Source organism: Saccharothrix sp. CB00851 (genome assembly GCF_001905065.1).
In the GTDB taxonomy this organism is placed as follows: Bacteria; Actinomycetota; Actinomycetes; order Mycobacteriales; family Pseudonocardiaceae; genus Actinosynnema.
This window is the reverse complement of sequence record NZ_LWLC01000001.1, coordinates 31,601-54,224: the sequence shown is the minus strand read 5'-3', so window position 1 is coordinate 54,224 and position 22,624 is coordinate 31,601. Positions and strand designations below refer to the sequence as shown.

The 22,624-nt window shown below is 70.5% G+C and carries 22 protein-coding genes and 1 pseudogene; 4 read left to right on the top strand and 19 right to left on the bottom strand.

What is annotated here, in order from left to right:
- Positions 1–1,134: 1,134 nt before the first annotated feature.
- The 10 genes from A6A25_RS00250 to A6A25_RS00205 all read right to left on the bottom strand — a co-directional run bounded on the left by A6A25_RS00250 (position 1,135) and on the right by A6A25_RS00205 (position 6,885).
- Positions 1,135–1,533, bottom strand: a complete 399-nt coding sequence (locus A6A25_RS00250; RefSeq protein ID WP_073885691.1) for a tyrosine-type recombinase/integrase — start codon at positions 1,531–1,533, stop codon at positions 1,135–1,137.
- A 311-nt stretch (positions 1,534–1,844) separates the two neighbouring features.
- Positions 1,845–2,372 (bottom strand): hypothetical protein, encoded by a 528-nt coding sequence (locus A6A25_RS00245; protein WP_073885690.1) that lies wholly within the window; start codon positions 2,370–2,372, stop codon positions 1,845–1,847.
- Positions 2,373–2,406: 34 nt separating this feature from the next.
- Positions 2,407–2,616, bottom strand: a complete 210-nt coding sequence (locus A6A25_RS00240; protein WP_073885689.1) for a hypothetical protein — start codon at positions 2,614–2,616, stop codon at positions 2,407–2,409.
- 462 nt (positions 2,617–3,078) lie between these two features.
- Positions 3,079–3,336: a pentapeptide repeat-containing protein gene (locus tag A6A25_RS45180; RefSeq protein WP_274534281.1), complete on the bottom strand. Its 258-nt coding sequence runs from the start codon at positions 3,334–3,336 to the stop codon at positions 3,079–3,081.
- Between the two features lie 431 nt (positions 3,337–3,767).
- Positions 3,768–4,295, bottom strand: coding sequence for a hypothetical protein (locus tag A6A25_RS00230; RefSeq protein WP_073885687.1), 528 nt, complete (start codon positions 4,293–4,295; stop codon positions 3,768–3,770).
- Between the two features lie 71 nt (positions 4,296–4,366).
- Positions 4,367–4,516 (bottom strand): hypothetical protein, encoded by a 150-nt coding sequence (locus A6A25_RS43780; RefSeq protein ID WP_158073661.1) that lies wholly within the window; start codon positions 4,514–4,516, stop codon positions 4,367–4,369.
- Between the two features lie 201 nt (positions 4,517–4,717).
- On the bottom strand, positions 4,718–4,912 hold the full coding sequence (locus A6A25_RS00220; protein WP_073885685.1) for a hypothetical protein: 195 nt from the start codon (positions 4,910–4,912) through the stop codon (positions 4,718–4,720).
- Positions 4,913–4,917: 5 nt separating this feature from the next.
- Entirely contained in the window at positions 4,918–5,970 is a 1,053-nt protein-coding gene (locus tag A6A25_RS00215; protein ID WP_073885684.1) for a VanZ family protein, read from the bottom strand.
- Positions 5,971–6,077: 107 nt separating this feature from the next.
- Positions 6,078–6,557: an SRPBCC family protein gene (locus tag A6A25_RS00210; protein ID WP_073885683.1), complete on the bottom strand. Its 480-nt coding sequence runs from the start codon at positions 6,555–6,557 to the stop codon at positions 6,078–6,080.
- Entirely contained in the window at positions 6,547–6,885 is a 339-nt protein-coding gene (locus A6A25_RS00205; protein ID WP_073885682.1) for an ArsR/SmtB family transcription factor, read from the bottom strand. The genes A6A25_RS00210 and A6A25_RS00205 overlap by 11 nt, the downstream gene beginning before the upstream one ends.
- 144 nt (positions 6,886–7,029) lie before the next feature.
- On the opposite strand from A6A25_RS00205, the gene A6A25_RS00200 reads away from it, so the two are divergent.
- A complete protein-coding gene (locus A6A25_RS00200; protein WP_073885681.1) occupies positions 7,030–7,437 on the top strand; it encodes a DoxX family protein in 408 nt (135 codons plus the stop codon).
- 10 nt (positions 7,438–7,447) lie between these two features.
- Here the strand turns inward: A6A25_RS00200 and A6A25_RS00195 are convergent, their stop codons facing one another.
- The 3 genes from A6A25_RS00195 to A6A25_RS00185 form a co-directional block, all read right to left on the bottom strand.
- Positions 7,448–8,143: a TIGR03089 family protein gene (locus tag A6A25_RS00195; RefSeq protein ID WP_073885680.1), complete on the bottom strand. Its 696-nt coding sequence runs from the start codon at positions 8,141–8,143 to the stop codon at positions 7,448–7,450.
- A gap of 193 nt (positions 8,144–8,336) precedes the next feature.
- Complete coding sequence (locus A6A25_RS00190; protein WP_073885679.1) at positions 8,337–9,527, bottom strand: LCP family protein; 1,191 nt, start codon at positions 9,525–9,527, stop codon at positions 8,337–8,339.
- An 86-nt stretch (positions 9,528–9,613) separates the two neighbouring features.
- Entirely contained in the window at positions 9,614–11,062 is a 1,449-nt protein-coding gene (locus A6A25_RS00185) for an LCP family protein (RefSeq protein ID WP_241828440.1), read from the bottom strand.
- Positions 11,063–11,316: 254 nt separating this feature from the next.
- Here A6A25_RS00185 and rfbB point away from each other — a divergent pair, with 254 nt between their 5' ends.
- The 3 genes from rfbB to A6A25_RS00170 all read left to right on the top strand — a co-directional run bounded on the left by rfbB (position 11,317) and on the right by A6A25_RS00170 (position 14,152).
- A complete protein-coding gene (rfbB, locus tag A6A25_RS00180) occupies positions 11,317–12,309 on the top strand; it encodes a dTDP-glucose 4,6-dehydratase (protein ID WP_073885677.1) in 993 nt (330 codons plus the stop codon).
- Positions 12,309–13,202: a dTDP-4-dehydrorhamnose reductase gene (rfbD, locus tag A6A25_RS00175; protein WP_073885676.1), complete on the top strand. Its 894-nt coding sequence runs from the start codon at positions 12,309–12,311 to the stop codon at positions 13,200–13,202. Before rfbB ends, rfbD begins: the two co-directional genes overlap by 1 nt.
- A gap of 83 nt (positions 13,203–13,285) precedes the next feature.
- On the top strand, positions 13,286–14,152 hold the full coding sequence (locus A6A25_RS00170; RefSeq protein WP_073886318.1) for a GNAT family N-acetyltransferase: 867 nt from the start codon (positions 13,286–13,288) through the stop codon (positions 14,150–14,152).
- Between the two features lie 130 nt (positions 14,153–14,282).
- Here A6A25_RS00170 and A6A25_RS00165 read toward each other — a convergent pair whose 3' ends face one another.
- From A6A25_RS00165 to A6A25_RS46740, 6 genes and pseudogenes are all read right to left on the bottom strand, one after another.
- A complete protein-coding gene (locus A6A25_RS00165) occupies positions 14,283–14,723 on the bottom strand; it encodes an Imm1 family immunity protein (protein ID WP_073886317.1) in 441 nt (146 codons plus the stop codon).
- A 355-nt stretch (positions 14,724–15,078) separates the two neighbouring features.
- Positions 15,079–16,164 carry a glycosyltransferase family 4 protein gene (locus tag A6A25_RS00160; protein WP_073885675.1) on the bottom strand — a complete coding sequence of 362 codons (1,086 nt, stop codon included), beginning with the start codon at positions 16,162–16,164 and terminating at the stop codon, positions 15,079–15,081.
- Complete coding sequence (locus A6A25_RS00155; protein WP_073885674.1) at positions 16,157–18,649, bottom strand: glycosyltransferase; 2,493 nt, start codon at positions 18,647–18,649, stop codon at positions 16,157–16,159. The genes A6A25_RS00160 and A6A25_RS00155 overlap by 8 nt, the downstream gene beginning before the upstream one ends.
- 47 nt (positions 18,650–18,696) lie before the next feature.
- On the bottom strand, positions 18,697–19,083 hold the full coding sequence (locus tag A6A25_RS00150) for a CU044_2847 family protein (RefSeq protein ID WP_073885673.1): 387 nt from the start codon (positions 19,081–19,083) through the stop codon (positions 18,697–18,699).
- Positions 19,084–19,095: 12 nt separating this feature from the next.
- Positions 19,096–21,288, bottom strand: a complete 2,193-nt coding sequence (locus tag A6A25_RS00145; protein ID WP_073885672.1) for a WD40 repeat domain-containing protein — start codon at positions 21,286–21,288, stop codon at positions 19,096–19,098.
- 19 nt (positions 21,289–21,307) lie between these two features.
- Positions 21,308–22,597, bottom strand: a pseudogene (locus tag A6A25_RS46740) (nSTAND1 domain-containing NTPase); the annotation flags it as partial.
- Positions 22,598–22,624 lie beyond the last annotated feature (27 nt).

The window sequence follows — 22,624 nt, the reverse complement described above, 5'->3', positions numbered from 1 at the left end:
CTATGGGATCAAGGCGCGCCGCCGCCGGCGGCGCGCTGCAAGGTCTGTCACGCCGGCACCGCCCACCGTTGCACCGACTCCCCGCATCGCGGCACGCCGGGCTCCCGCTTCGCTCCGCCCGCCGGCCGCGCGCGGAGTCGGTGCACGTGGTTGGGGCAGCGCGCCGCCGACAGCGGTACCAGGTCGACCACGGAATCCCCAGACACAAGGAGCACCAAGCCCACTACAAGAAGACCGGAAACTCGCAGATCATGGGCGCACTACCAGCCGGATCACCCTGCATCGCTCCCGCCGCCTCACTTTCCCGGGACACCGCAGATGACACCACTGCACAGGCCGCACGGTGCTGGCGTCGACCGAACGCGCAGCTCTCACGCTGACTGTCCCCGGATGGCCCCGAGATCGTTTAACACCGGGCCGCCGGCATCAAGGGCGCTTCGCGTCGCTGCGCGATGGCCTACGGCCACCCTTGACACCGCCGTCCCGGTGCTAACTGCGGCAAGGGCCGGGGAACGGGGGGCGACCAGCCACCAAGGTCCACCGGACCCGTTGTCGGCAGGCGGTAGAGGGAGGCAGCAATGCGGAGCACCAGGACCACCGGCCCCGGACAGCTCGCACTCTGGGGACGCTACGAGCTGGAGGACCAGGCCGCCGCCTCCGCCAACCGCCGCCAGGCCAGCCCCGAGCCCGCGCCGGCCATCCCGGCACCGGTCCGGCGGGCCGCCGTCATCCCCACGCCCCGGTCCGAGTTGGCTCCCGTGTTCCTCCCACCGGTCCCCCGGGCCGCCGTCTTCCATGCACCGGCCACCACGACCAACGGCCCCTCAGCCCACACGCCAGTGCGGAACCAAGGGGCCGACGTGATCATCTTCCAGGCCGTCCACAGGCCGTCAAGCGTCGGGCGATCACGGGCAACCACGAGAACTATCGAGAGCTCAAAGCCCTGGCAGATGGCCGATTCCAGGTCGAATGGCCTGGTCGCGTCCACCCAGGTGAGAGATCACCCAGATCTACGAGGGCACCAACCAGATCCAGCGCGTGGTCATGTCCCGCGCATTGCTGAACGGCTGAGTTCGAGCAGGTCAGCGGCAGCGGTGCGCACATTGTCCGCACCGCTGCCGGCCGTCTTCTCGGTCATGGTCCCCCCGCGTGTTCCGTCCATATTCCGTCCCGCTCCGGCGAGCAACGGAACGGGTGCCGCTGTCGCCCCCGTGCTGGGGCCCTGAGGGACCTGGCAAACCTCAGCCCACGGCGCGCGGACCGGAACATGCGGGCATCCATCGCCGACCGGGCGCGGTCGTGCGCGTCCGGCAGTAGGTGCACGTACTTCTTCAGCGTGTACGCCGCGTCGTGGTGACCCATGTACTCGGCCAGCTCCTTGACGTTCACGCCGTCGGCCAGCATCACCGACACGAAGTAGTGGCGCAGCTGGTGCGTCCCCTCCTTGCGAGTGGTGACGTATCGCCTCCGTCCCCGGCTGTCCTTCGTCGGCTCCGGGATAACCCCGGCCGCGGCGATGGAGGGCTTCCACACCGTCTCGGAGTAGGGCGGCTTCAGGTGTCCGCCATCGAGCCAGCGGAACAGGAGCCGCGTGCGTCACCGGGGCGCCGGTCGGCTTCTCCCACGGCAACGTGAACGGCTGCGGCGGGTACTTTTGGATGTGCTCGCGGAGCACCTGCGCCGTGCCCTCGGGGAGCGGTACCGTGCGCTCTGAGTCCTTCTTGGGCAGGCCGAACACGTGATCGCGACCGAGCTTCTTGAGCTGCCGCCGGACGTGCACCACACCGCGACAAACACCCCCTCTCTTCAATGTGACGCGGTGGAGAGGGAGTGTTTCTTTGTGTTCAACCCCGAGGTTCGCCGGGCCGCTCGCTCCAAGATCGGTGCAACCGGTGTAGCGACTCGGTTACCTCAAGGATCTGCATGGCCTCTTCGACTTCACAGCAGAGCGGCGCCCCGGAGGCTATGCACCATAAGACAGCTTTTTCGAAGGTCACCCTTGCGGTGGGTTTGTGGGCCTTCAAGTCCGGGAGGGTGTGCATGTGCGGGTAGTCCACAGGGCTACGCCCATTGGGATGCCAATGCATCCTCCATTGGGTCTTGCCGTCTGTGTCCTCCAGCTCGTAGCGGTAGCCAAGCGTCGTGACACGATAGAGCTTCTCGTAGTGCTGCTGGTCCGCGTCGATAACCGCGAAGTGCATGTCAGCAAAGAAGGTCCCGACTCCACGGATCGCCAGACCGGCGTCTCCGTTGAGCGCCCACGAGTACGTCCTGCCCTTGCGGTAGCTCCCTTGCTTACCTAGTACGAGGAGCTTGGTGTACCCGTCAAGTACCGACACCGCCTCTTCGAGGGGGCGCAGGAAGTCTGCCACTGCCCTCGTGGGGATCGTTGCCCGGCATAGCCGGTCAGCGTACAGCGGGCAGGTACGCCCATACCTCCACAAGACCGTCAACGTCGTCCAGGTCGGCGTCAGTCCACTCGCCCGCATCCCACCGGGCCAGGAACTCCTCTGCGCTGATGCCCATGTGACGTCGAGTAACCCTGTCGAACATGGCGGCCGCCTCGACCTCGGACAACTCAACCACCTCGACCCCTCGCTTGGTGTCCTGAGTCATGGCGCCCCCCTTCGTCGTCGGCTGCTCACTGTCACATACCCCACCGACAATTACACATGCATCCGGCTACGAAACGGTAACGGAGCCGTAGGCCGATCAGTGGATTTCCGCAGGTCAACGCCGCTTCGTGCGCTTGAAGAGTAACGCTCATCATGTGGTCAACCCAGCCTGTAGCGGCAGGTGAGGGGCTGCCGTTGCCCTGACCTGGCAGGGGGCTCTTCAAGTTCACCCGATCGGACGGCTCTGCCCGACCTCTGCTTCGAAGTCGCGAACGGCACCTGTGTCACATCCTGGCCGCGCAGGAGAGCCGTGACCGCCGGGTGGCCCTCCTGCCGCTCCCCGGAAGGTAGCCCCGCGACGTCCCCTCGCGCGGGCAAACGAACGCCTCCGCTCTGCACCGTGACCCGGTGTGGAGCGGAGGCGTTTCGTCGTGTGTGGTCCAGCGGTACGGCACGCAGGACGTCACCACCACTTACCTTGGGTTGTCGGATCCGTGACCGCTCCGGTGACGATGGCTCCTTCGTACCGTACCCCTCGCAGGTCGGCACCGCGTAGATCCGCGTTGGTGAGGTTCACGTCGGTCAGGTTCGCATTTCGCAGGTCAGTGCAGCGTGTGTACGGGGCGCTAAGGATCTGACCGTGTAGATCGATGCACGCCATTCTCGCTCCGGACAGGTCCGCACCTCGCAGGTCTGCGCCGGTTAGATTGGCGCCTTGCAGATCCGCGCACGTCGGCTGGAAGATGGCCGGATCCTGCTCAGGGTGTAACGGTCGGTGAACTGGCCTTGTTGTGCGACGTCGTTCTGTCGATGAGCTGCGGCTACCTGTTCGCGGGTGGCGTTGAGGGATAAGCCGGTGAAAACCAGGGCTCCGATCGCGGCCAAGGATGTGATCAGGGATCCGATGCTCTGGACGGTCGGGTGCGCTGCGACAGGGGTGTCGACTGTGGAGGCCGCCCTGTTGTGGGGACGCATGCGTCCCCGTGCTACACCGACTGCGACACGACGGCGGGGATTCGTGGTCATACCCATGAGATAGCAGCCCTCACCGACAGGGGAACGGCGACATGCCTACGAGGTGCAGCGGTATCGCGTGGCACCGCCGCTCGGCAGGATCAGTCGCGCGGTACATCCTTTGGGCGCTTCGTCCTGCTAGGGGCGTTCAACCGCGTAGATCCGGGCGAGCATCGATTCACCGGCGGTGCGGAGGCTGCCCAAGGTATCCAGGCACTCCCACCGCTCCGTCGAGTACGCCTTGGTCCGGGGGCAGTCAGCCCATCTGTCCGCGTCGCCAGCGATCTTGTCAGCCTCCGCCCGCACCTCGCCGTACCGACTCCCGAGCTTGGCGGCTTGCTTGGCGACATCACGCGCGATGGCGCCCACGTGGTCGACTTCGTACATGCAGTCGGGTGTGAACGCCTTCTCGCCGTCGCAGTCGCCGCGCACGTCAACATTGAGGAGCGTCTGTTCCCAAGTCGACAGCAGGTCCGCGGGCGCGTCGGCGGTGGAGGTTGCCGTCGTGGTCCTAGCCATCGCCGTCGTAGCCGGCGACGTGCGCGGCAGTGCCGCCCACACTGCGACAGCGATCACGAGGATGGCGATGGGGATGCCGAGCAGCAGCGCCAGCCGTCGCTGCGGGGACAGCAACGCTGGCTTCTGGGCGGGCTCGGGCTGCGGCATGGACGCGGCGGGCTCCTCGTCGTTGCACTACAGGGTGGGATTCGGATCGGGGGCCGCCCACGGTCTTGGCGTTATGACGGGTACTTCTCGCGGTACCGCTTGTACTCCCGGTACTGCACCAGCGTCTGACTGATGTCCCAGTATGCGAACGCCAGCATGAGGATGCCGAGAGCGGTGAGGAGAAGGTCACCGCGTCCCAGCAGGCTGTACCAGATCGTCAACAATCCACCCCGCGGTGTCAGCGCGGCCGTGGCGAGCTTCCAGCCGGGCATCCTCGGAGGGGGTGGCGGACGTTAGCGTGGGTTCACCCCGCCACTCTCTTAACGTGCTCACGCCCGTGACCGACGTTGTCCGCAACCGGCCACGCCAAGGCGGGACCGTTCGGCGAACTCACCCGGACGCCGGACTTTCCGCCGTCACGGCTAATTCCAGAACTTCGTGTCACCCAACGGCATGTACGCGTCCTCCGGACCCAAGGGTTCGCGGCCGAGGTAGACGTAGACGTCGCCGAACCTGGTGGGCACCGCGAAGGTCGCCGCCTGGTCCAGTTCCTCCTCGCAGAAGCGGTGGAGGAGGGTGAAGAAGGTCCGGTATTCGTCGTCTGACAGCGGGCCCATGGGGTTCAGGTCAGGGCGGGGGTGGGGCGGGGTGTCGTCGGGAACGCGCGGGTGTCGGCGAGGAGGTCCGGCCAGCTCCGCTGGTCACGGCGGAAGGCTGGGACGACGAAGGTGCCCAGGATGACCAGGGCCAGCACGGACAGGTCCAGGGCGAACCACCACTCGGTCGGCGCCAGGGCGATGTAGGTGATCAGGGCCGTGATGCCCAGCAGTTCGCGCAGGGCGATCCGGAGCGGGTGGGGGCGGGTGCCGTCGGTGCGGCGGAGTCGGTAGCGCAGCAGCCAGCCGCCGACGGTCCAGCCCGTGGCGGCCGGCAGGACGATGCGCAGCGTTGCGGTCAGTGCCGCGATCGACCACGGGTTGTTGTCGAAGAGCAGGTGGGCGGTCGAGATCAGCAGGACGACGTCCGCGGCCAGGGCGAGCAAGCGGCGCGGGACGGTGACCGTGTCCGGTGGGGCGGTGGACGCGTTCGGATGCGGGACGGTCGGGACGACGACCGCGACCGGCGCGATCATCCAGCCCAGCAGTGAACCGGTGGTGTTGGAGATGAGGTCGTCCACGTCCGCGATGCGGTACGGGCACGCGTACGCGCCCAGGTTCCCGGTGTACTGCACGACCTCGACCGCCAGCGAGATCCCCAACCCGATCGCGACCACCGCGAACGGCCCGCGCCCGTAAGCCTTCCGCAGCACCACGCCCAGCGGCACGAACAGCGCGACGTTGAACGCCTGCTGGAGGAACACGGTGGACGTGACCACCGCCCCGAGCCCGGACCGCCCGTTCGCCTCCAGGTTGTTGCGCATGTCCGTCACCCACCGCAACGGCGTGGTGGACACCATCTCCTCACCCGTGCACACCCGCGTCGGGAACGGCAGGAAGATCAGCGCCAGCGCCACCAGGCCGTACGCCAGCAGCCCGTACAGGACCAGCGCCCGGCGCGGCTCCACCCGCCCGAACCGGTAGTAGTGCAACGCCACCAACGGCAGCAGGACCAGCACGCCGACGCCCACGAACGCCGCGAAGCCCGTCCGCACGGACTCCAGGTACGAACTCAGCATGTCCACCGATCCGGTTCACGGTCCCGCGACGAAGGTCAACCGCTCAGTAACCCTTTCGCGTGAACACCAAACCCGATCGGTGCACGTCGCCGCCGAACGGGCGCGCGTCAGCGCACCGACTTGAGGTAGGAGTCCAGCCGGTCGTAGCTGATGTCCGCGCCGTCCTTCATCCCGGTCTCCACCGCCCGGTCCCGGTCGGCCCGCGACGGGTACTTCATCGTCTGCACGACCGTCGTCCGCTCACCGTCCGCGATGAACTCGGTCGTGTTCACCGTCGACACCCACTCCGGGCCCCACGACTCGGTCTGCACCGTCCTCGACCACGGCGTGACCTCCTGGTACTCGCCGGTCATCGCCATCTCGGTGCCGTCGGCCCGCTGCCACACCATGTGCCACCGCCCACCCGGCCGCAGGTCGATCTCGCACACCGGCATGGTCCAGCCCTCGGGGCCGAGCATCCAGTGCACGACGTGCTCCGGCTTGGTGAACGCGTCGAACACCAGCTTCTGCGGCGCGTCGAACGTCCTCGTGACGGCGACCTCCACATCGGACGGAGTGCTCCACGACGAGGTGGTGTCAGTGGTCATCTTCCTGCTCCTTCATGCGTTCGAGGTAGGTGTCCAGGCGTCGGTAGCTGTCGTCCCAGAACCGGCGGAAGCCGTCGGCCCACTCGGTGACCTCGCGCAACGGCGTGGCGTCGAGCGTGCACGGCCGCCACTGGGCGTCACGGCCACGCGTGATGAGCCCCGCACGCTCCAGCACCCGCAGGTGCTTGGACACCGCCGGGCCGCTCATCGCGAACGGCTCGGACAGCTCCTTCACGGTCGCCGCGCCCTCGGCCAGCCGCGCCAGGATGGCCCGCCGCGTCGGGTCGGCCAGGGCCGCGAAGGTGATGCTCAGGGGATCGTCCGCCATGGGTACCTAACCACTCGGTTATCTAACTGATTGGTTTTCTACGCCCCTGTCGAGTCGCTGTCAAACAGTCCACGACCGCCGGAAGTTGTTGAAAGTTCATATAACGTCGGAGGCGTCCGGTCACCGACCCGAAGGGGAAACGCAATGCTCAAGGACGTGGCAGCGCTCATCGGCCGCATCGGCGTGGGGGTGGTCTTCATCGCGCACGGCTGGCAGAAGGTCGCCGAGTGGGGGCTCGACGGCACCGCCACCGCGTTCGCGGGCATGGGCGTGCCGCTGCCGACGCTGTCCGCCTGGTTCGCCGCGATCGTCGAACTCGGCGGCGGCGCGTTGCTGGTCCTCGGCGTGGCGACGCCCGTGGTGGGCGTGCTGCTGGCGGTGAACATGCTCGGCGCGCTGATCCTCGTGCACCTGCCGAACGGGCTGCTCGGCCAGGGCGGCTACGAGTTCGTCCTGGTGCTCGCGGTGGCCGCGATCGCGGTCGGGTTCAACGCCGGGTCGCTGACCGTCGCACGGCTGGCGAAGGGCCGGAAGGTCGGGCAGCCCGCCTAGGTACTCGGGCTCAGCCGACCAGGTCCAGCGTCGTCTGCTCACTGGCGCGGCGCGCGGCCAGCAGGTCCGGTGCGGCGTTGCTGCACTGCACCAGCGAGCCGCCGCCCGCCAGCACTGCCAGGAAACCGTTCAACAGGCCGTCCGGCAGGCCCCATTCCACAGTGGACAGCACCCGGGACGTCGTGGTGATGCCCAACGTCGCCGCCCGTTGGTGCGCCTCCTCCACCACCTCGTCCACAGTGGACTGCAGCAGCGCGGGGGTGTTGCCGGGGACCGGTTCCCACGGCGCGAAGTCGTCGCCGAACACGCGCACGTCGTCGTTGTAGTCGACCGGCGCGCCGCTGCCCAGCCCCATGGGGTGCAACGACGCCACCGCCGTCACCAGCGCACCGGGCGCCTCGACGCCGGGCGCCACGACGGCCACCTTGGCCCCGGTCGGGTCGTCGGTCACCGCCGCGCCGCACCACCACGCGCCCAGCAGCACACCGGCCGTCTGCCAGTGCGCGGGCAGCAGCACGGCCACCGGGTCGCCCGGTTCGACGTCGTGCTCGTCACGCAGCCAGTTCGCCGTCTTGGCCGCCCAGTTCCGGATGGTGGCGCGGGACAGCTCGACCCGCGTACCCGCCGCGTCGTCGTAGTGCGTGATCAGGGGACGGCCGGGATTCGCCGCGAACAGGGGCGCGAACAGGGCATCCGTGACGGTCATGGGCCAACCTTGCCACGCCCCGCCGTCCCGCCGCCCATCACCCCGATCACCCGCGTGTCCTACGTTCAGAACGCGTGTGTCGTACGTTCGGAACACCCGAGTTGAACACTCAGAACACGGCCCGCCGTTCCGAATGTTCAACTCGGGGTACGCGAACGTAGGACACGCGCGTTCTGGACGTAGGACACGCGGGTCAGTCGATGCAGGGTGGGCCCGGTTGGGCGGCGGCGCGGTGGCGGGGGCCGTCCAGGGAGAGCAGCGGGGTGGTGGCGAAGCGGTTGGTGGAGGTGACCTCGGTGGCGGGGGAGGTCGACGGGGGAGGGGGCGGGGTGGTCGGGTTCTCGCCCAGGAGTTGGGCGACGAAGGCCTTCACCTGGACCGGGTCCACCGTGACGATGCTCTGGCCGCGGTCGTTGCGGGCGCCCACGCCGGTCACCGGGATGGTCGCGAACTCGACGTTCCCGCCGGCCAGTCCGCGCGCCTGACCCGCGAACGTCGCCAGGTCCAGGTTCTCGTCCACCACGATCGACTTGCTCACCGCGTCCAGCAGCCCGGACAGCCGCGCCGGGTCGGCGAGCGTCCCCGCGGACAGCAGCTTCGACATCGCCGCCGACATGAACACCTGCTGCCGGGTGATCCGACCCAGGTCACCGTTCGGGATGCCCTTGCGCTGCCGCACGAACGCCAACGCGTCACCGCCGGAGACCGTCTGCACGCCCGCCCGGAAGTTCGCGCCCGAGTCCGGGTCCGACGTGGCCTGCTTCAGGCACACGTCCACGCCCCCGATCACCTCGGTGAGCAGGTAGAACCCGTACAGGTTGATCTCCGCGTAGTGGTCGACCCGCACGCCGGTCAGGTCCTGCACCACCTGCACCAGCGCCCGCCGCCCGGCCTGGTCGCCCGCCTTGGACCGCTCGGTCAGGTCGGACACGCCCTCGTTCGCCAACCGCTCCATGGTGAAGAACTTGGTCAACCCGTACGCCGAGTTGATCTTCTCCTCGCGCAGGCCGGGGATCGGCACGTAGGTGTCCCGCGGGATGGACACGGCGTGCGCCTTGCGGCCGTCGTGCGGCACGCGCATCACGATGATCGTGTCCGTGTTCAGCGTGTCCGTCGCCTCGGTGCGCAACTTGCGCAGCACGTGGTCCGGCAGCGGCACGCCCTGGGCGTCGGTGCGGCTGTCGCTGCCGACGAGCAGGATGTCGGTGGCGCCGTCGTTCGCGGGCGGGGCGTTCGGCACGTCGGACAACGCGGTCAGCACGTCCGTCGTGTTCACGCTCTCCTGCACGCGCTGCACCGTCGACCAGCCGTAGCCGGCAGCCACCAGCACGGCCGCGGACAGCAACGCGATGAGCACGCGTCCGGCGATCACCGCAGCCCTCACCGGAGTCCTCCTACGAAAATCGTGTGTCCGATCAGGCTAACCACCCTGGGCCGGTCGGACGTCCGGTTCGCCACGAGGTGGGTGCTTCAGTTGACGCAGACCACACCGTCGGCGGTGATCGGCGGGGTGGAACTGGTGGAGGGCGCGATCCTCGTGCCGGTGACGTCCACGGACGCCGGGTCGGTCCGGTCCGGCGGCGAGTAGTCGGCGCCGGCGTACACCAGCACCTGCCCTCTCGGCACGGAGTCGTCCTCGACGGCCTCGGCGTTACCACCCAGGGCGTGGATCACCTTTTCGGCGCTCGCCCGTTCACCCGGCGCGTGCAGCACGACCGTCGTCTCGGCGTACGGCGCGGAGTCGGCCACACCGCGGCGGAACCCCTTCTCCGCCAACGCCTCCAGCACACCGGCCGCCAACCGGTTCACCCCGGCGGCGTTGTAGACGTGCACGGTGATCGCCGAGTTCGGCGGTCCGGACGGGGTCGTGGTCGTGCTGGGCGCCTTCGACGTGCCCTGGTCATCCGCCAGGCCCTTGATGAACTGCCGCACCTGCACCGGGTCGACGGGCAGCACGTTGCCGTCGCTCCACGTGTCCACCGGGTCACCGACCGGGATGGTGCGGAACTGGATGTTGCCGCCGACGAGGCCCTGCATCTGCATGGCGAACTGGGTGATGTTCCACCCCTCGCTGAGCACGACGGACTTCTTCACCGCCGTCACCAGCTGGTTGAGCCGGTCGAAGTCGGTCAGCGTGCCGGTGGACAGCACCTTGCGGGCCAGCGCGCCGATGAACACCTGCTGCCGCACGATCCGGTCCAGGTCACCGCCGGGCAGCCCGCCGCGCTGCCGCACGAACGACAGCGCCTTGGCGCCCTCGACGGTCTGCCGGCCGGCCGGGAAGTCGGCCCCCGAGTCGCGGTCGCGGGTCGCCTGGTTCAGGCACACCTCGACACCGCCGAGCGCCTTCGTGACCTCGTAGAAGCTGGCCAGGTTGACCTCGGCGTACCGGTCGATGGTGACCGAGCCGCCGGTCAGCCCCTCGATCGTCTTGACCAACGTCTTGCGGCCCGCCAGCGTCGACTCCAGCTCGATGCGCGCCTCGTCGGTCACGCCCCGCTCGCGCAGCTCCTGGGCCGTGTCGTTCTTCTGCCTGGCCAGCGCCGAGTTCAGCTTGTGCTTGCCGAACCCGTCGGCGATCTCCACGTACGCGTCACGGGGAAACGAGATGGCCACCGCGCGCGTGCCGTCCTGGGGGATGTGCACCAGGATCATCGTGTCGGTGTTCTGCGTGCCGTCCGCCACACCGCCGTTGAGCAGCGCCAGCACCTCGTCCGACAGCGGGTTGCCCTGCGCGTCGGTGCGGCTGTCGACGCCGACCAGCAGGATGTCGACCGCGCCGTCGAGCGGCGGGATGGCCACGCCGTTGTCGTCCTGGGTGACCGAGGACGCGATGACGTCGGTGGTTGTGATGTCCTCGTCGATGTCGCTGAGGTAGTACCAGCCGTACCACGTGACGACGAGCACAGCCGCCGACACCAGCGCCAGGAGTGAACGGGCGGTGAGCGTGAGGACACGAAGAGCAGCCGATCCACCGGCTGTTCCGGGCAAACTGGAGCCCACTGCCTGCCTCCCCCGTGCGCTCAGGCGTGCCTGATCGAGATTAGTGGCGCGGAGGTGAACCGCGTCGCACTTTCCTCTTATACGGGAGACGCTGTAACAACCAGGTGGGTTGCACAGAAGGGCCTCGTGACAGACTGCGATGAGCAGCCGGCTTCAGGAGGGCACTGAGCATGCGGGTTCTGGTAACGGGTGGGGCCGGGTTCATCGGCTCGCACTACGTGCGGGAGATGGTGGGCGGCGCGTACCCGGCCTACGCCGATGCGGAGGTGGTGGTGCTGGACAAGCTCACCTACGCCGGCAACGAGGAGAACCTGGCGCCGGTCGCGGACAGCCCGCGGCTGACCTTCGTCCGGGGCGACATCTGCGATCGCGAGCTGGTCGCCGACCTGATGAGCCGCACGGACGTGGTGGTGCACTTCGCCGCCGAGTCGCATGTGGACCGTTCGATCTCCGGTTCGGCCGACTTCGTGCTGACCAACGTGCTGGGCACCCAGACGCTGCTGCAGGGCGCGCTGGAGGCGGGCGTGACGAAGTTCGTGCACGTCTCCACGGACGAGGTGTACGGCACGATCGACGAGGGTTCGTGGACCGAGGACCACATCCTCGAGCCGAACTCGCCGTACTCGGCGTCCAAGGCGTCGTCGGACCTGCTGGCCCGTTCGTTCTTCCGCACCCACGGGCTGCCGGTGTGCGTCACGCGGTGCTCGAACAACTACGGTCCGTACCAGTTCCCCGAGAAGGTCATCCCGCTGTTCGTCACCAACCTGATCGACGGCAAGAAGGTGCCGCTGTACGGCGACGGGCTCAACGTCCGCGACTGGCTGCACGTGGACGACCACTGCCGGGGCATCCAGCTCGTGCTGGAAGGTGGCCGGTCCGGTGAGATCTACAACATCGGCGGCGGCACCGAGCTGACCAACCGCGAGCTGACCGAGCGCCTCCTGCAGGCCACGGGCCGTGACTGGGACTCGTTCGTCGAGCCCGTCGCCGACCGCAAGGGCCACGACCGGCGCTACTCGGTGGACATCACCAAGATCAGCACCGAGCTGGGCTACGCACCCCGCGTCGACTTCGCCGAGGGCCTCGCCTCGACTGTCCAGTGGTACCGGGACAACCGGTCGTGGTGGGAGCCGCTCAAGCAGCGCGCGGCCCTGGCCCGCTGATGGCTCTCGCACTCCTGGTGCCCGGTGGCCGCGGCCAGCTCGGGCGGGACGTGGTGGCGGCGGCGCCCGAGGACGGTCTCGTGCACGCGCCGTCGTCGGCCGAGCTGGACCTGACCGACGCCTCGGCCGTGGCGGACGCGGTGGCCGTGTTCGCGTCCAGCGCGCGTGACGCCGGCTACCGGCCGGTGGTCGTGAACGCGGCGGCTTACACGGCGGTGGACGCGGCGGAGTCGGACGCCGACCGGGCGTTCGAGGTCAACGCGGTCGGCCCGGGGCACCTGGCCACCAGCTGCCGCGAGCACAACGTGCCGCTGCTGCACGTGTCCACGGACTACGTGTTCCCCGGCGACGGCACGCGGCCCTACGAGCCAACCGACGAAACCGGCCCCCGCTCGGTCTACGGACGCACGAAGCTCGAAGGCGAACACCGCATCCTGTCCACTTGGGACCGTTCGTGGGTGGTCCGCACCGCCTGGGTCTACGGCGAGCACGGCAACAACTTCGTGAAGACCATGGCCCGCTTGGCCGCCACGCACGAGACACTGTCTGTTGTGGACGACCAGGCCGGCTCGCCGACTTGGTCGCTCGACCTGGCACACGGCCTGCTCGACCTGGCGGCCCTCGTGTCCTCCGGCGGCACACCGTCCCGCGTCCTGCACGCCACCGGCGCCGGCGAAACCACCTGGTGCGGCTTCGCCCGCGCCATCTTCACCGAACTGGGCCTGGACCCGGACCGCGTCCACCCCTGCACCACCGCCGACTTCCCCCGCCCCGCACCACGCCCGGCCTACTCCGTCCTGTCCGGCAAGGCCTGGGCCGACGCGGGCCTGAAGCCACTTCGACACTGGCAGCAGGCGTTGACGGCGGCGGTGAAGGCGAACGCGGTGCCCTGAGCCGTCGGTTCAGGCCGGCAGTTCTTCGCACCGGGCTCGAAACCGGGGTGCGGTCGGTCGCGCCGTCGTGTGTGATGCGGGGCATGGTGATCGAGTTGGGCACGCCGGCCGTCGACGGGCTGGCCGGGGCGGTGGCCGCGCTGCGGGAGTGGCAGCACGACGGCGCGCCGATGCAGCTGCACCCCGGCGACGTCGGCTGGTTCTGGCGCTACGGCGCGGAGGCGACGGCGGCGGCCGTGCGGACCTGGAGCCGGGACGGGCGGATCCTCGCCGTCGGACTGCTGGACGCGCCCGACCTGCTGCGGATGACGATCGCGCCGGACGTCCAGCAGGACGAGGAGCTGGCGCGGCGGGTGGTCGAGGACGTGACCGAACCGGCGCGCGGTGTGCTGGTCGCGGGTCAGGTGTACGTCGAGGCGCCGAAGGGCGCGCTGCTCCAGGACGTGCTGGCCGAGGCGGGTTGGGCCACCGACGACCCGTGGACGCCACTGCGCCGTGACCTGACCGAGCCGGTCGAGGACCCGGGCGTGCGGGTCGAGGTGATCGGCCCGGAGCGGGCGCACGTGCGGGCGGCCGTGCAGCGGGCGTCGTTCAGCGGTTCCACGTTCACCGACGAGCGCTGGCGCGCGATGGCCGCCGGAACGCCTTACCCCGACGCCCGGTGCCTGGTCGCGTACGACGAGCAGGACAACGCCGTGGCGGCCGTGACGGTGTGGTCGGCCGGCCAGGGCAGGCCCGGGCTGATCGAGCCGATGGGCGTGCACTCGAACCACCGGGGCCACGGCTACGGCAAGGCGATCACCCTCGCCGCCGCGGCCACGCTCCGTGAGCTGGGCTCGTCGAGCGCCCTGGTCTGCACCCCGAGCTCCAACGCCGGCGCCGTCGCCACCTACAAGTCGGCGGGCTTCCAGGCGCTCCCCGAGGTGATGGACCGACGCCGGGACGCTTAGCCGGCTGTCGCCGCCGTTTCCGCACTGTCCGCAGGACTGCCCTGGCCGCCACGACTTCGTGAAACAACCCAAGCACCGGTGCGGGTGGGAGGGCAGGGCCGGGCCGGGTGACCGCACCTCCGGCACGGCGTCAGGCGGCCTGCCACGTAACGCCCGTAGGACGCTTGGCGGTGGCCAGGAACTCCTTCAAGGCGGTCGCCAAGACCTCCAGGGGCACGCCCGCACCAGCCGGGTAGTCGACGTACTCGGACCGGTACTCCGGCGACGCCGAATCACCCGCCAGCGTCGAGTAGTCGTGGTCCGGGTCGGCGTAGGTGAGGTAGCCGTAACCCTGGTGGATGGCGGCGGCGACGTCGTGGTCGGGGATCCTGGTGGCGCCGGGCGCGCCGAGCAGACCCTCGGTGTCGGTGATCAGCTCGCGGTCTTGGTGCTCGATCACGGCCGGGCCCGCGCCGGGCTCGGCGAGGCGGGTCAGGAGGGTGTCGACGTCCTCCGGCGAGTCGACGGTCATCTCGTCGGCCGCGTCGGCGTCGTGCTCGTCCGTGATCGGCCACACAGCCGTGAAGCTCATGGCCGGCATCATCGCAGTGGCCGCGCTGAGTGACCACCCGAGGGGTCGGTTGCGCCGTTGGGGTGGAGTCGGATTATCGCACTGGTTTTGCGCTCGAGCAGTGCGAGAACCTTTCCGCCATGTCCGCGATCGGGCGATCCCCTGAAGCGACCGCGACCCGCCTCGAAGGCGAGCGTCAGCGGTTCTTGCGTCGCGTCTGTGCCGTGACGAATTCACGGCAGATCTCGTGGAACGTCCTCAAGCCCGCCCGGAGCGACCGGCAACCCGGGCACTCGTAACGAGGAACGCCGAACGCCGAACGCCGAACGCCACCCGAGGGGCGCACACCGTTCGCGTTGCCGACCAGCCCGACCTGTCACCGCCCGGCGGCACGCCGGTAGGCCGACACCGTCGACTCCGCCGTCCGGCGCCACGTGAACTCCGCCGCGTGCGTCCGCCGGGCCACCTGGTCGGCGGGCGTGGGGGAAGCCTCGACGGCGTCGACCATGGCCGTCGCCAACGCCTCCACGTCATCCACCGGCACGTGCGCCGCGTACCCACCGGCGACCTCGCGCAACGCGGGCACGTCCGTGCACACCACGGGAACGTTGCACGCCAACGCCTCCAGCACCGGCAGCCCGAACCCCTCGTCGCGCGACGGCAGCACCAACGCCGCCGCACCCGCCACGACGCTGCGCAGGTCCACGTCGTTCAGGTACCCGGTCCGCATCACGCGATCATCGGAACCGACCACGTGCGGCCCGGCCAGCACCAGCGGCGGCAACGACGGCCGTGCCGCATGCGCGGTCAGCAACGTGCCGAGACCCTTGCGCGGCCCACCCGCGCCGACGAACAGCAAGTACTCCGACGGCAGGCCCAACCGGGCGCGCAGCGCGGGTGACGGCGGCCGTGCGGCGAACCACGCCGGGTCGACGCCGAGCGGCGTCACCACGATCTTCGACTCGGGCACGCCGAGCCGGTCCATCACGACCTCGGCCACCGCGCGGGTCGGCGTGCACACGACGTCCGCCCGCGTCGCCGACTTCTGCACCAGTTCGGGCAGCCGCCGGTCCGACGGCGGCAGGTCGCCGGGCGCGTCCAGGAACGCCAGGTCGTGGATGGTGGTCACGCCACCGGCCCGCAGCACCGGCGGCAGGATGAAGTTCGTCGCGTGCATGACGTCGGTCGGCCCGGCCAGGAACTCCACCGGCGGGAACGGCATCCGCAGCCAGAACTGCCGCAGCAGCCGCGCCGACACGGGCAGCCCGCGCGCCACCACGTCGTGCGGCAGCACGGTCCGCAGCGCACGCCACCCGCGCAGCGTGAACGCGACCGCGCGCACGTCGACCTCGTCCAGCATCGACGCCAGCTCCTCGGCCAACGCCGCCGTGTAGCGGCCGATCCCGGTCCGCTGCCCGAGCAGGGGGGTGCCGTCGATCAGCACCCGCAACGGCCTAGCCACGGCCGCGCAACTTCTTCAGCACCCGGCCGGTCGCCCGACGGGCCACCTCACCGGCACCACCGGCGGTCATGTACTCCTTGACCAGCGCCACGTCCCGCTGCACCTTCTCCAGCTTGCCGAGCGGCCGGTTGCGCACCATGAACGACGAGCCGGGCAGCCGGTCGGCGGCGGGCCGCGGGTTGCGGCAGAAGTCGGTCAGCGGCGCGAGCACGTTCTCCCAGGTGAACCGCTCCCGCACGACCGCGATCCGGTCCACGCACGCGGCCGCGAAAGCGGTGTCGTACATGACCTTCTCCAACGCGTCGGCCAACGCGTCCGCGTCCTCGGACGGCACCACGACACCCAGGCCCTCGCGCCGCACCAGGTCGGCGAACGAGTCGCCGTCCGTGGTCACGATCGGCAGCCCCGCCCACAGGTAGTCCAGCACCCGGGTCCGGAACGCGAACGTCGTCTCCACGTGCTCGTAGTGCGTGGTCACGCCCGCGTTCGCGTCGAGCAGCCAGTTCTGCCGGTCCTGGTAGGGCACCCACGTCTCGTTGAAGAACACGTGCGAGCCCACGAGGTCCAGCCGCTTGGCCAGCGCCCGGGTCTGCCCGGTGATGTCCATGTCCGGCACCTCGGGGTTCGGGTGCTTCATGCCCAGGAACACCAGCCGCGCGTCCGAGCGGCGCCCGCGCAACCGGTCCATCGCGTGCAGCAGGGTCAGCGGGTCGAACCAGCTGTAGACGCCACCCGCCCACAGCACGACCTTGTCCGACTCGCCGATGCCCAACGTCGAGCGCAGACCGGGCCCGGTGCGCTGCGGCGGCTTGCCCGGCAGCCCGAACGGCGCCTCGGCCAGCAGCGAGCGCACGGTGGGGTCGTTGTCGTACAGCGAGGGCGTGAGCCTGCCCAGCGCGGTCAGGTGGCCGAGCCAGAAGTGCCGCTGCCGCTCCGACGCGCACAGGAAGAAGTCGCCGCGCGCCAACTGGTCGTTGAGCACCTTCGTGACGCCGACGAGGTCCAGCCCGCGCTGCTCGTCGGTCGCGTCCTTGCCCTGTTCGAGCAGCTCCAGGTGCATGGGGTCGTAGATGTCGCAGACCACGACCTTGGTGGACGTCGGCTTCTTCAGCTCCGGCACGAACTCCAGCGCGTGACCCTGCAGCACGACCACGTCGGCCCACTCGACCTGGGCGCCGAGGTCGCGCCGGGCCACCTTGAGCACCGGGAACGACGCCTCGGGCGGCGCGCACAGCGGGTTGACCGTGACCAACCGGACCTCGTGCTCGCCGGACAGCACGTCGGCCATGTTCCAGGCGCGGATCGCGGGACCGGCCATCCGCTCGGTGATGGCGTCGCCGGTGATCACCAGCACCCGGCGCGGCCGGCCGAACACCTCCTCCAGCCCGAACACCTCGACCAGCACGTCGTGCGCGGCCAGGTAGCGGGGCAGCGGGTAGGCGGGCTCCATCGCCTTGCGCATCAGCGGCACGAGGTCGGTGTCGGACACGCGGCGGGCGGCCTGCTCGGCCTTGCGCGACTCGGCCAGCGACGGCAGCAGCTCCACGAACTGGTCGATCGCGAGGAACCCGGCCAGCGCCTGCCGCGACACGGGCACGGGGGCGTGGTCGTCCTCCGGGTTCGCCGGACGGCGGGTGATCTCCAGCTGGGTGGCGTCCAGCTCGCCGCGCGCGGTGGCGCGGCGGACCACCAGGGCCAGCGCCGCGGGCAGCGCCTTGGCCAGCGTCTCGTCGGAGAAGTTCTTGTAGAGCGCGGCGAGGGCGTTGCGCTCCAACAGGTACAGCTCACGGCTGGTGTCCACAGAGGACATCGAGGCGTGGTGCTTGTGGTAGGTCAGGGACGTGGGCACGTACCGGACGCGCCAGCCGCGCAGGTTCATCCGCCAGCCGAGGTCGACGTCCTCGTAGAACATGAAGAACCGCTCGTCGAACCCGTCCAGCTCGCGGAACACCCCGGCCCGGACCACGAGCGCCGAGCCGGTGCCGAACAGCACGTCGCGCGGTGTGTCGTGGCTGCCGTCGTCGGGCTGCCCGGCGTGCCGCTTGTAGCCCATGCCGAACCAGGTGAGGCCGGCGTCCACGAAGTCGATCTCGCGGCCGTCCCAGTCGAGGACCTTGCTCGCCACCGCGCCGACGGCGGGCTCGGCGCGCAGCACGGCCACCGCCTCGCGCAACCACCGCGGGTGAGGGCGGGCGTCGTTGTTGAGGAACGCGACCACCGACCCGCGCGCGGAGCGCACACCCAGGTTGCAGCCGCCGGCGAAGCCCAGGTTCGCCGGCGCCTCGACCACCTCGGCCCTGGGCTCGGCGGCCCGGATGCGGTCCGCGCTGCCGTCGCCCGAGGCGTTCTCGACCACGATGACCTGCAGTTTTTCCGCCGGGTAGTCGAGGTCGCCGAACAGCGCGCGCAGGCAGGTGATGGTGTCGTCGGCGCCCCGGTAGTTGACCACGACCACCGAGACGTCAGGCAGGGTCCCTTGCTCCACGGGCTAACTCTGCCTCATCACGCTCCGCAGCGTGCGGTCAAGGTGTCCTACGCCTCCGCTTCGGGCTCCCGGTCGGGCTTCGACTCGTTGTCCTCGGGCGGGGCTTCGGCGGGCAGGCTGTCGCGGTGCCACTCGACGGTGATCTTGACGTGGGCCTCGGCGGAGGACTTCGCGATCGCCAGCGCGGCGCTGGAGCTGACCTTCAAGCCGATCTCGACGGCGACCTTGTCCGGGCGCGGCGACGGCATGCTGCCGATCTTCGCCGCCACCGACCGGGCCACCTTCTTCGCCCGCTCGATGCCGTTCTCCAACGTCTCCTCGGCGCGCTCCACCGGGTTCCAGCGGCCCGCGCGCACCGGCCCGTCGTAGTCCTCGTCCAGCTCGAACGGCACCAGCTCGCCGTCCTCCGTGCGCACCTCGACGTACTCGGTCACCGAACTCCCCTTTCAGCAGACCGGGCCGTCGAACGACCCGGCCGGCGGTTCCACGTCACCCTCGGACAGCCCACTGCGCGTCACCACACCGCAGACGACGTCGCGCCACGCGGCCGGGTCACCGGACTCCAGTCCGCCGTACTCGCCGCCCGCGTTGGCGTAGCCGGGCACGGCGGGCACGGCCAGTCGCTCGACAGTCTCGTCGTCGCGGCCCAGCAATCCGGGCAGGCCCCACAGCACGTCCCGCGTCCACAGCTCGACTAGCACCCCGCCGTCGGCCTGGCCACCGCCGTCCACGCCGTCCACGGTGACCTCCACCTCGTCGGGGTCGTCGCGGAACCGCAGGTCGGTGACCTCGAAGTCGGCCTGGACGTCGAGCCGTTCCAGCCGCTCGCCCCGCGCCAGGTCCCACACCTCGACGCCGTCGGCCACCGGCACGGCCAGGAGTTCGCCGTCGGCGTCCACGGCGAGCGGCTCGTCGGGGGAGCGGGCCGGCGGGCCGCCGAACGTGAAGGCCGAGCCCGGCACTTCCCCGCCGTCCGCGATCGCGTGCCACCGCACCCACTTGTCCGCGCTCACCACCGCGAGCTGGTCGGCCCCGACCGCGACGGCGCTCAGCGGTGCCTTGCCGACCGCGGTGAACGGCCTGCCGATCGGCTCACCGGTCCGGGCCGACCACACGCCCACCTCCTGGCCGCGCACGACCACCAGCCGGCCCGGGTCCAGGAACCGCAGCCACACGTCGTCCGGCGGGCCGGGCACGTCGCCGAGCGGTGCGAGGTCGGGCAGGTTCCACAGCGTGATCCGACCGTCCTCGCCGCGCACGGCCAGCGTCGCCGAGTCGAGCGCGACGTCCTCCGCGCGGCCCTCGATCCGGCCGGTCCGGGTGCGGCTGTCGACGTGCCAGACCTCGACATCGGACCCGTGGAGCACGACGTGCCTGCCGTCGGGCGTGAACCGGGCGTCGTGGGCGGTGTCCAGGGCGCGTTCCAGGTCGTCCGGCGGCGGGATCCGCAGCAGCAGCGCCGAGCCGTCGACCGCGAGGAGGACCCGGTGCGCGCCGGACGGCTCGACCTCGAGGTGCGTGACCAGCGCGTCGTTGGGCACCTGGGCGACGTACCGCGGGCCGTCCGGGTCGGTCGCGCCGTACTGGAGCATCGACGGGTTGATGTACGGGTTCCGGTAGACCATCTCGAACGCGCGGCCGTCCGGGCTGAACGCACCCGACTCGCACGCCTGGTCGCTCGGCCGCACCTCGGCCGTCACCGCGCCGGTGAACGCGTCCTCCAGCCGCAGCCGATCACCGTCGCACCTGGTCCGGGTGGGTCCCGGGCGTGGGGCGAGGTTCTCCGTCACGACCAGCGGGTGTCCGGCGGCGGTGACCACGAGCGCGTCGTCGCCCGTCCAGGTCAGGGTCGCGCCGGTCGGCAGGCCCGGGACGTCGATCGCGGAGGCGGCGGCGAGGTCCCAGAGCTCGACCCGGCCGTCCGGCAGCTGCCGGGCGAGCCGGCTGCCGCGCGCGTTGACCACCGAGGTCGGTCGGAGCAGCAGCACGGCGTGGCGCAGCGACCGTGACAGCGAGCGCAGCGACTGCCGGGTGTACAGGGTGTCGGACGTGCGGTGCGCCCGGAGCGCGTCGAAGACCCGCTGGTCGAAGGGGCTCTCCTCGGCTCGGGCGCGCAGCGCGCTCACCGCGTTCTCCGCCGAGACCACGTTCTGCTGGCTGATCAACACCACGACGGTGTAGACGACGCCGAACGCCAAGCCCAGGACCAGACCCGCGGACAGCACCACCGTCGCCAGCCGGACGACGTAGCCCTTCGCGCTCGCCGTCACGAACTCGCGCTGCCGCTCGGTCACGTCGTCGTGCCGTTGCGCCGTGGTCGCCCACGCGTGCTGCAGTGCCTTGCCGCGCAACAGCAACGCACGCTCGCGCGTGTCGCGCCAGCGGGTCGCCTGGCGGTCCAGCTCGTCCTGCCAGAGCCGGAACTCCCGGTCCTGCTCGACCCAGCCCCGCAGCCGGTCCCAGTGCCGCACCAGGGCCTCGTGCACCAGCTCCACGGTGTCCGGTCCGAGCGTGACCAGGCGGGTGCGGGCCAGTTCGAGCGCGATCGGGCCCAGCTCGTCCGGCGGCACGGCCCGGCGCAGGTAGCCGCCGTCTTCCAGCGGGGCTGACCAGCTGGGTGAGCACGCGGCGCACCTCATCCGGGTCGAACCGCCGCCACACCTGCTCGGCGTACGTGGACACCGCACCGGCCACACCACCCAGCTCCCGGTACGCCTGGTGGGTGAGCACGCCCCGGTCCTGCCGGTCCCACAGCAGGGTCAGGGTGAACTCCAGCAGCGGCAACGGGTTGCGCTCGCCGTCGAGGTCTTCGAGCAGCGCGTCGGCGAGGCCCTGTTGGAGCACGGGCAGGCCGGGCGCGGCGAGCGGGCCCTCCACGGCCACGCGCAGCTCGGCGGCGCTCGGCGTGCCCAGGGTGGCCGTGCGGCTGGCCAGGCGCGAACCGAACCGGGGATCGGCGAGCAGGCGGTTGAGCGGTTCGGTCGTGGTCGTGAGGACGAGGTCCACGCGCGGGGTGCGGTGGTGTGACGCGGCGACGTCCAGGAGGGCGTCGAGCAGGTCGGCCGTCTCGTCCGGGAACCGGGTCAGGGCCTCGTCGACCTGGTCCACCACCAGCGTGAGGCGGCGCAGGTCGTGGCGGACGAGGAGCCGGTTGACGACGTCCTCGACCCGGTCCGCGTCGACCTCCTCGACGTCGAGCGCGGCGGCCAGGGCCGCCCACGGCGAACCGGCCGGGCGGACCACGACGGCGTGCGGCAGCGGCGGCACCAGACCGGCCAGCACCAGCGACGACTTGCCGCAGCCGGACGGGCCGGTGACCACCAGGACACCGTCGCGGTCCAGCTGTTCGGCCAGCTCACGGGTGCGGTCCTCGCGGCCGAAGAAGTGCTCGGCGTCCTCGGGCTGGAACGGCTCCAGGCCGCGGAACGGGCTCGGCTGGTTGGCGGTCGCGGACAGCTCCGGCCACGCGTCGTGCAGGACCGCGCCGGACAGCGCGTACCCGATGCGGTGCTCGCGACGGGCCTCCACGTCCACGACCATGCCGACCACGGCGGCCAGGTCGTCGTCCACGACCGGGCTGCCGCTGAACCCGCGCAGCATCGGCAGGCCGTGCGCCCGGTCGTCCTCGATGTGGATCCGGCCGCCCGCGATCGCGCCGCGCACCACGCCCTGCGACCACACGCCGTCCGGCCGGCGGTCGGGCACGCCGAACGTCCGCACCCGGTGGTCGCGCAGATCGCCCTCGGCGACCACGCGCACCGGCCGTGCGCCGGGAGGGGTGCGGTCGAGGCGGAGGCCCACCACGTCGACGCCCTCCGGGCGGTGGACCACCTCGGCCCGCGCGGTCACGCCGAGCACGGGGAAGTCGACCTCGGTCGCCGAGGCGTCACCGACGACGTGCGCCGCCGTCAGGACCAGGTCCGGGGCGACGAGGAAACCGATACCCACCGGCTCGCGGTCGCGCAACACCCGGAC

What these genes read in the sequence shown, in the direction of transcription:
- A6A25_RS00240 (WP_073885689.1), bottom strand. Translation starts at nt 2,616, where the DNA reads ATGACTCAGGACACCAAGCGAGGGGTCGAGGTGGTTGAGTTGTCCGAG.
- A6A25_RS00230 (WP_073885687.1), bottom strand. Translation starts at nt 4,295, where the DNA reads ATGCCGCAGCCCGAGCCCGCCCAGAAGCCAGCGTTGCTGTCCCCGCAG.
- A6A25_RS00220 (WP_073885685.1), bottom strand. Translation starts at nt 4,912, where the DNA reads ATGGGCCCGCTGTCAGACGACGAATACCGGACCTTCTTCACCCTCCTC.
- A6A25_RS00215 (WP_073885684.1), bottom strand. Translation starts at nt 5,970, where the DNA reads ATGCTGAGTTCGTACCTGGAGTCCGTGCGGACGGGCTTCGCGGCGTTC.
- A6A25_RS00210 (WP_073885683.1), bottom strand. Translation starts at nt 6,557, where the DNA reads ATGACCACTGACACCACCTCGTCGTGGAGCACTCCGTCCGATGTGGAG.
- A6A25_RS00205 (WP_073885682.1), bottom strand. Translation starts at nt 6,885, where the DNA reads ATGGCGGACGATCCCCTGAGCATCACCTTCGCGGCCCTGGCCGACCCG.
- A6A25_RS00200 (WP_073885681.1), top strand. Translation starts at nt 7,030, where the DNA reads ATGCTCAAGGACGTGGCAGCGCTCATCGGCCGCATCGGCGTGGGGGTG.
- A6A25_RS00195 (WP_073885680.1), bottom strand. Translation starts at nt 8,143, where the DNA reads ATGACCGTCACGGATGCCCTGTTCGCGCCCCTGTTCGCGGCGAATCCC.
- rfbB (WP_073885677.1), top strand. Translation starts at nt 11,317, where the DNA reads ATGCGGGTTCTGGTAACGGGTGGGGCCGGGTTCATCGGCTCGCACTAC.
- rfbD (WP_073885676.1), top strand. Translation starts at nt 12,309, where the DNA reads ATGGCTCTCGCACTCCTGGTGCCCGGTGGCCGCGGCCAGCTCGGGCGG.
- A6A25_RS00170 (WP_073886318.1), top strand. Translation starts at nt 13,286, where the DNA reads ATGGTGATCGAGTTGGGCACGCCGGCCGTCGACGGGCTGGCCGGGGCG.
- A6A25_RS00165 (WP_073886317.1), bottom strand. Translation starts at nt 14,723, where the DNA reads ATGAGCTTCACGGCTGTGTGGCCGATCACGGACGAGCACGACGCCGAC.
- A6A25_RS00145 (WP_073885672.1), bottom strand. Translation starts at nt 21,288, where the DNA reads ATGAGGTGCGCCGCGTGCTCACCCAGCTGGTCAGCCCCGCTGGAAGAC.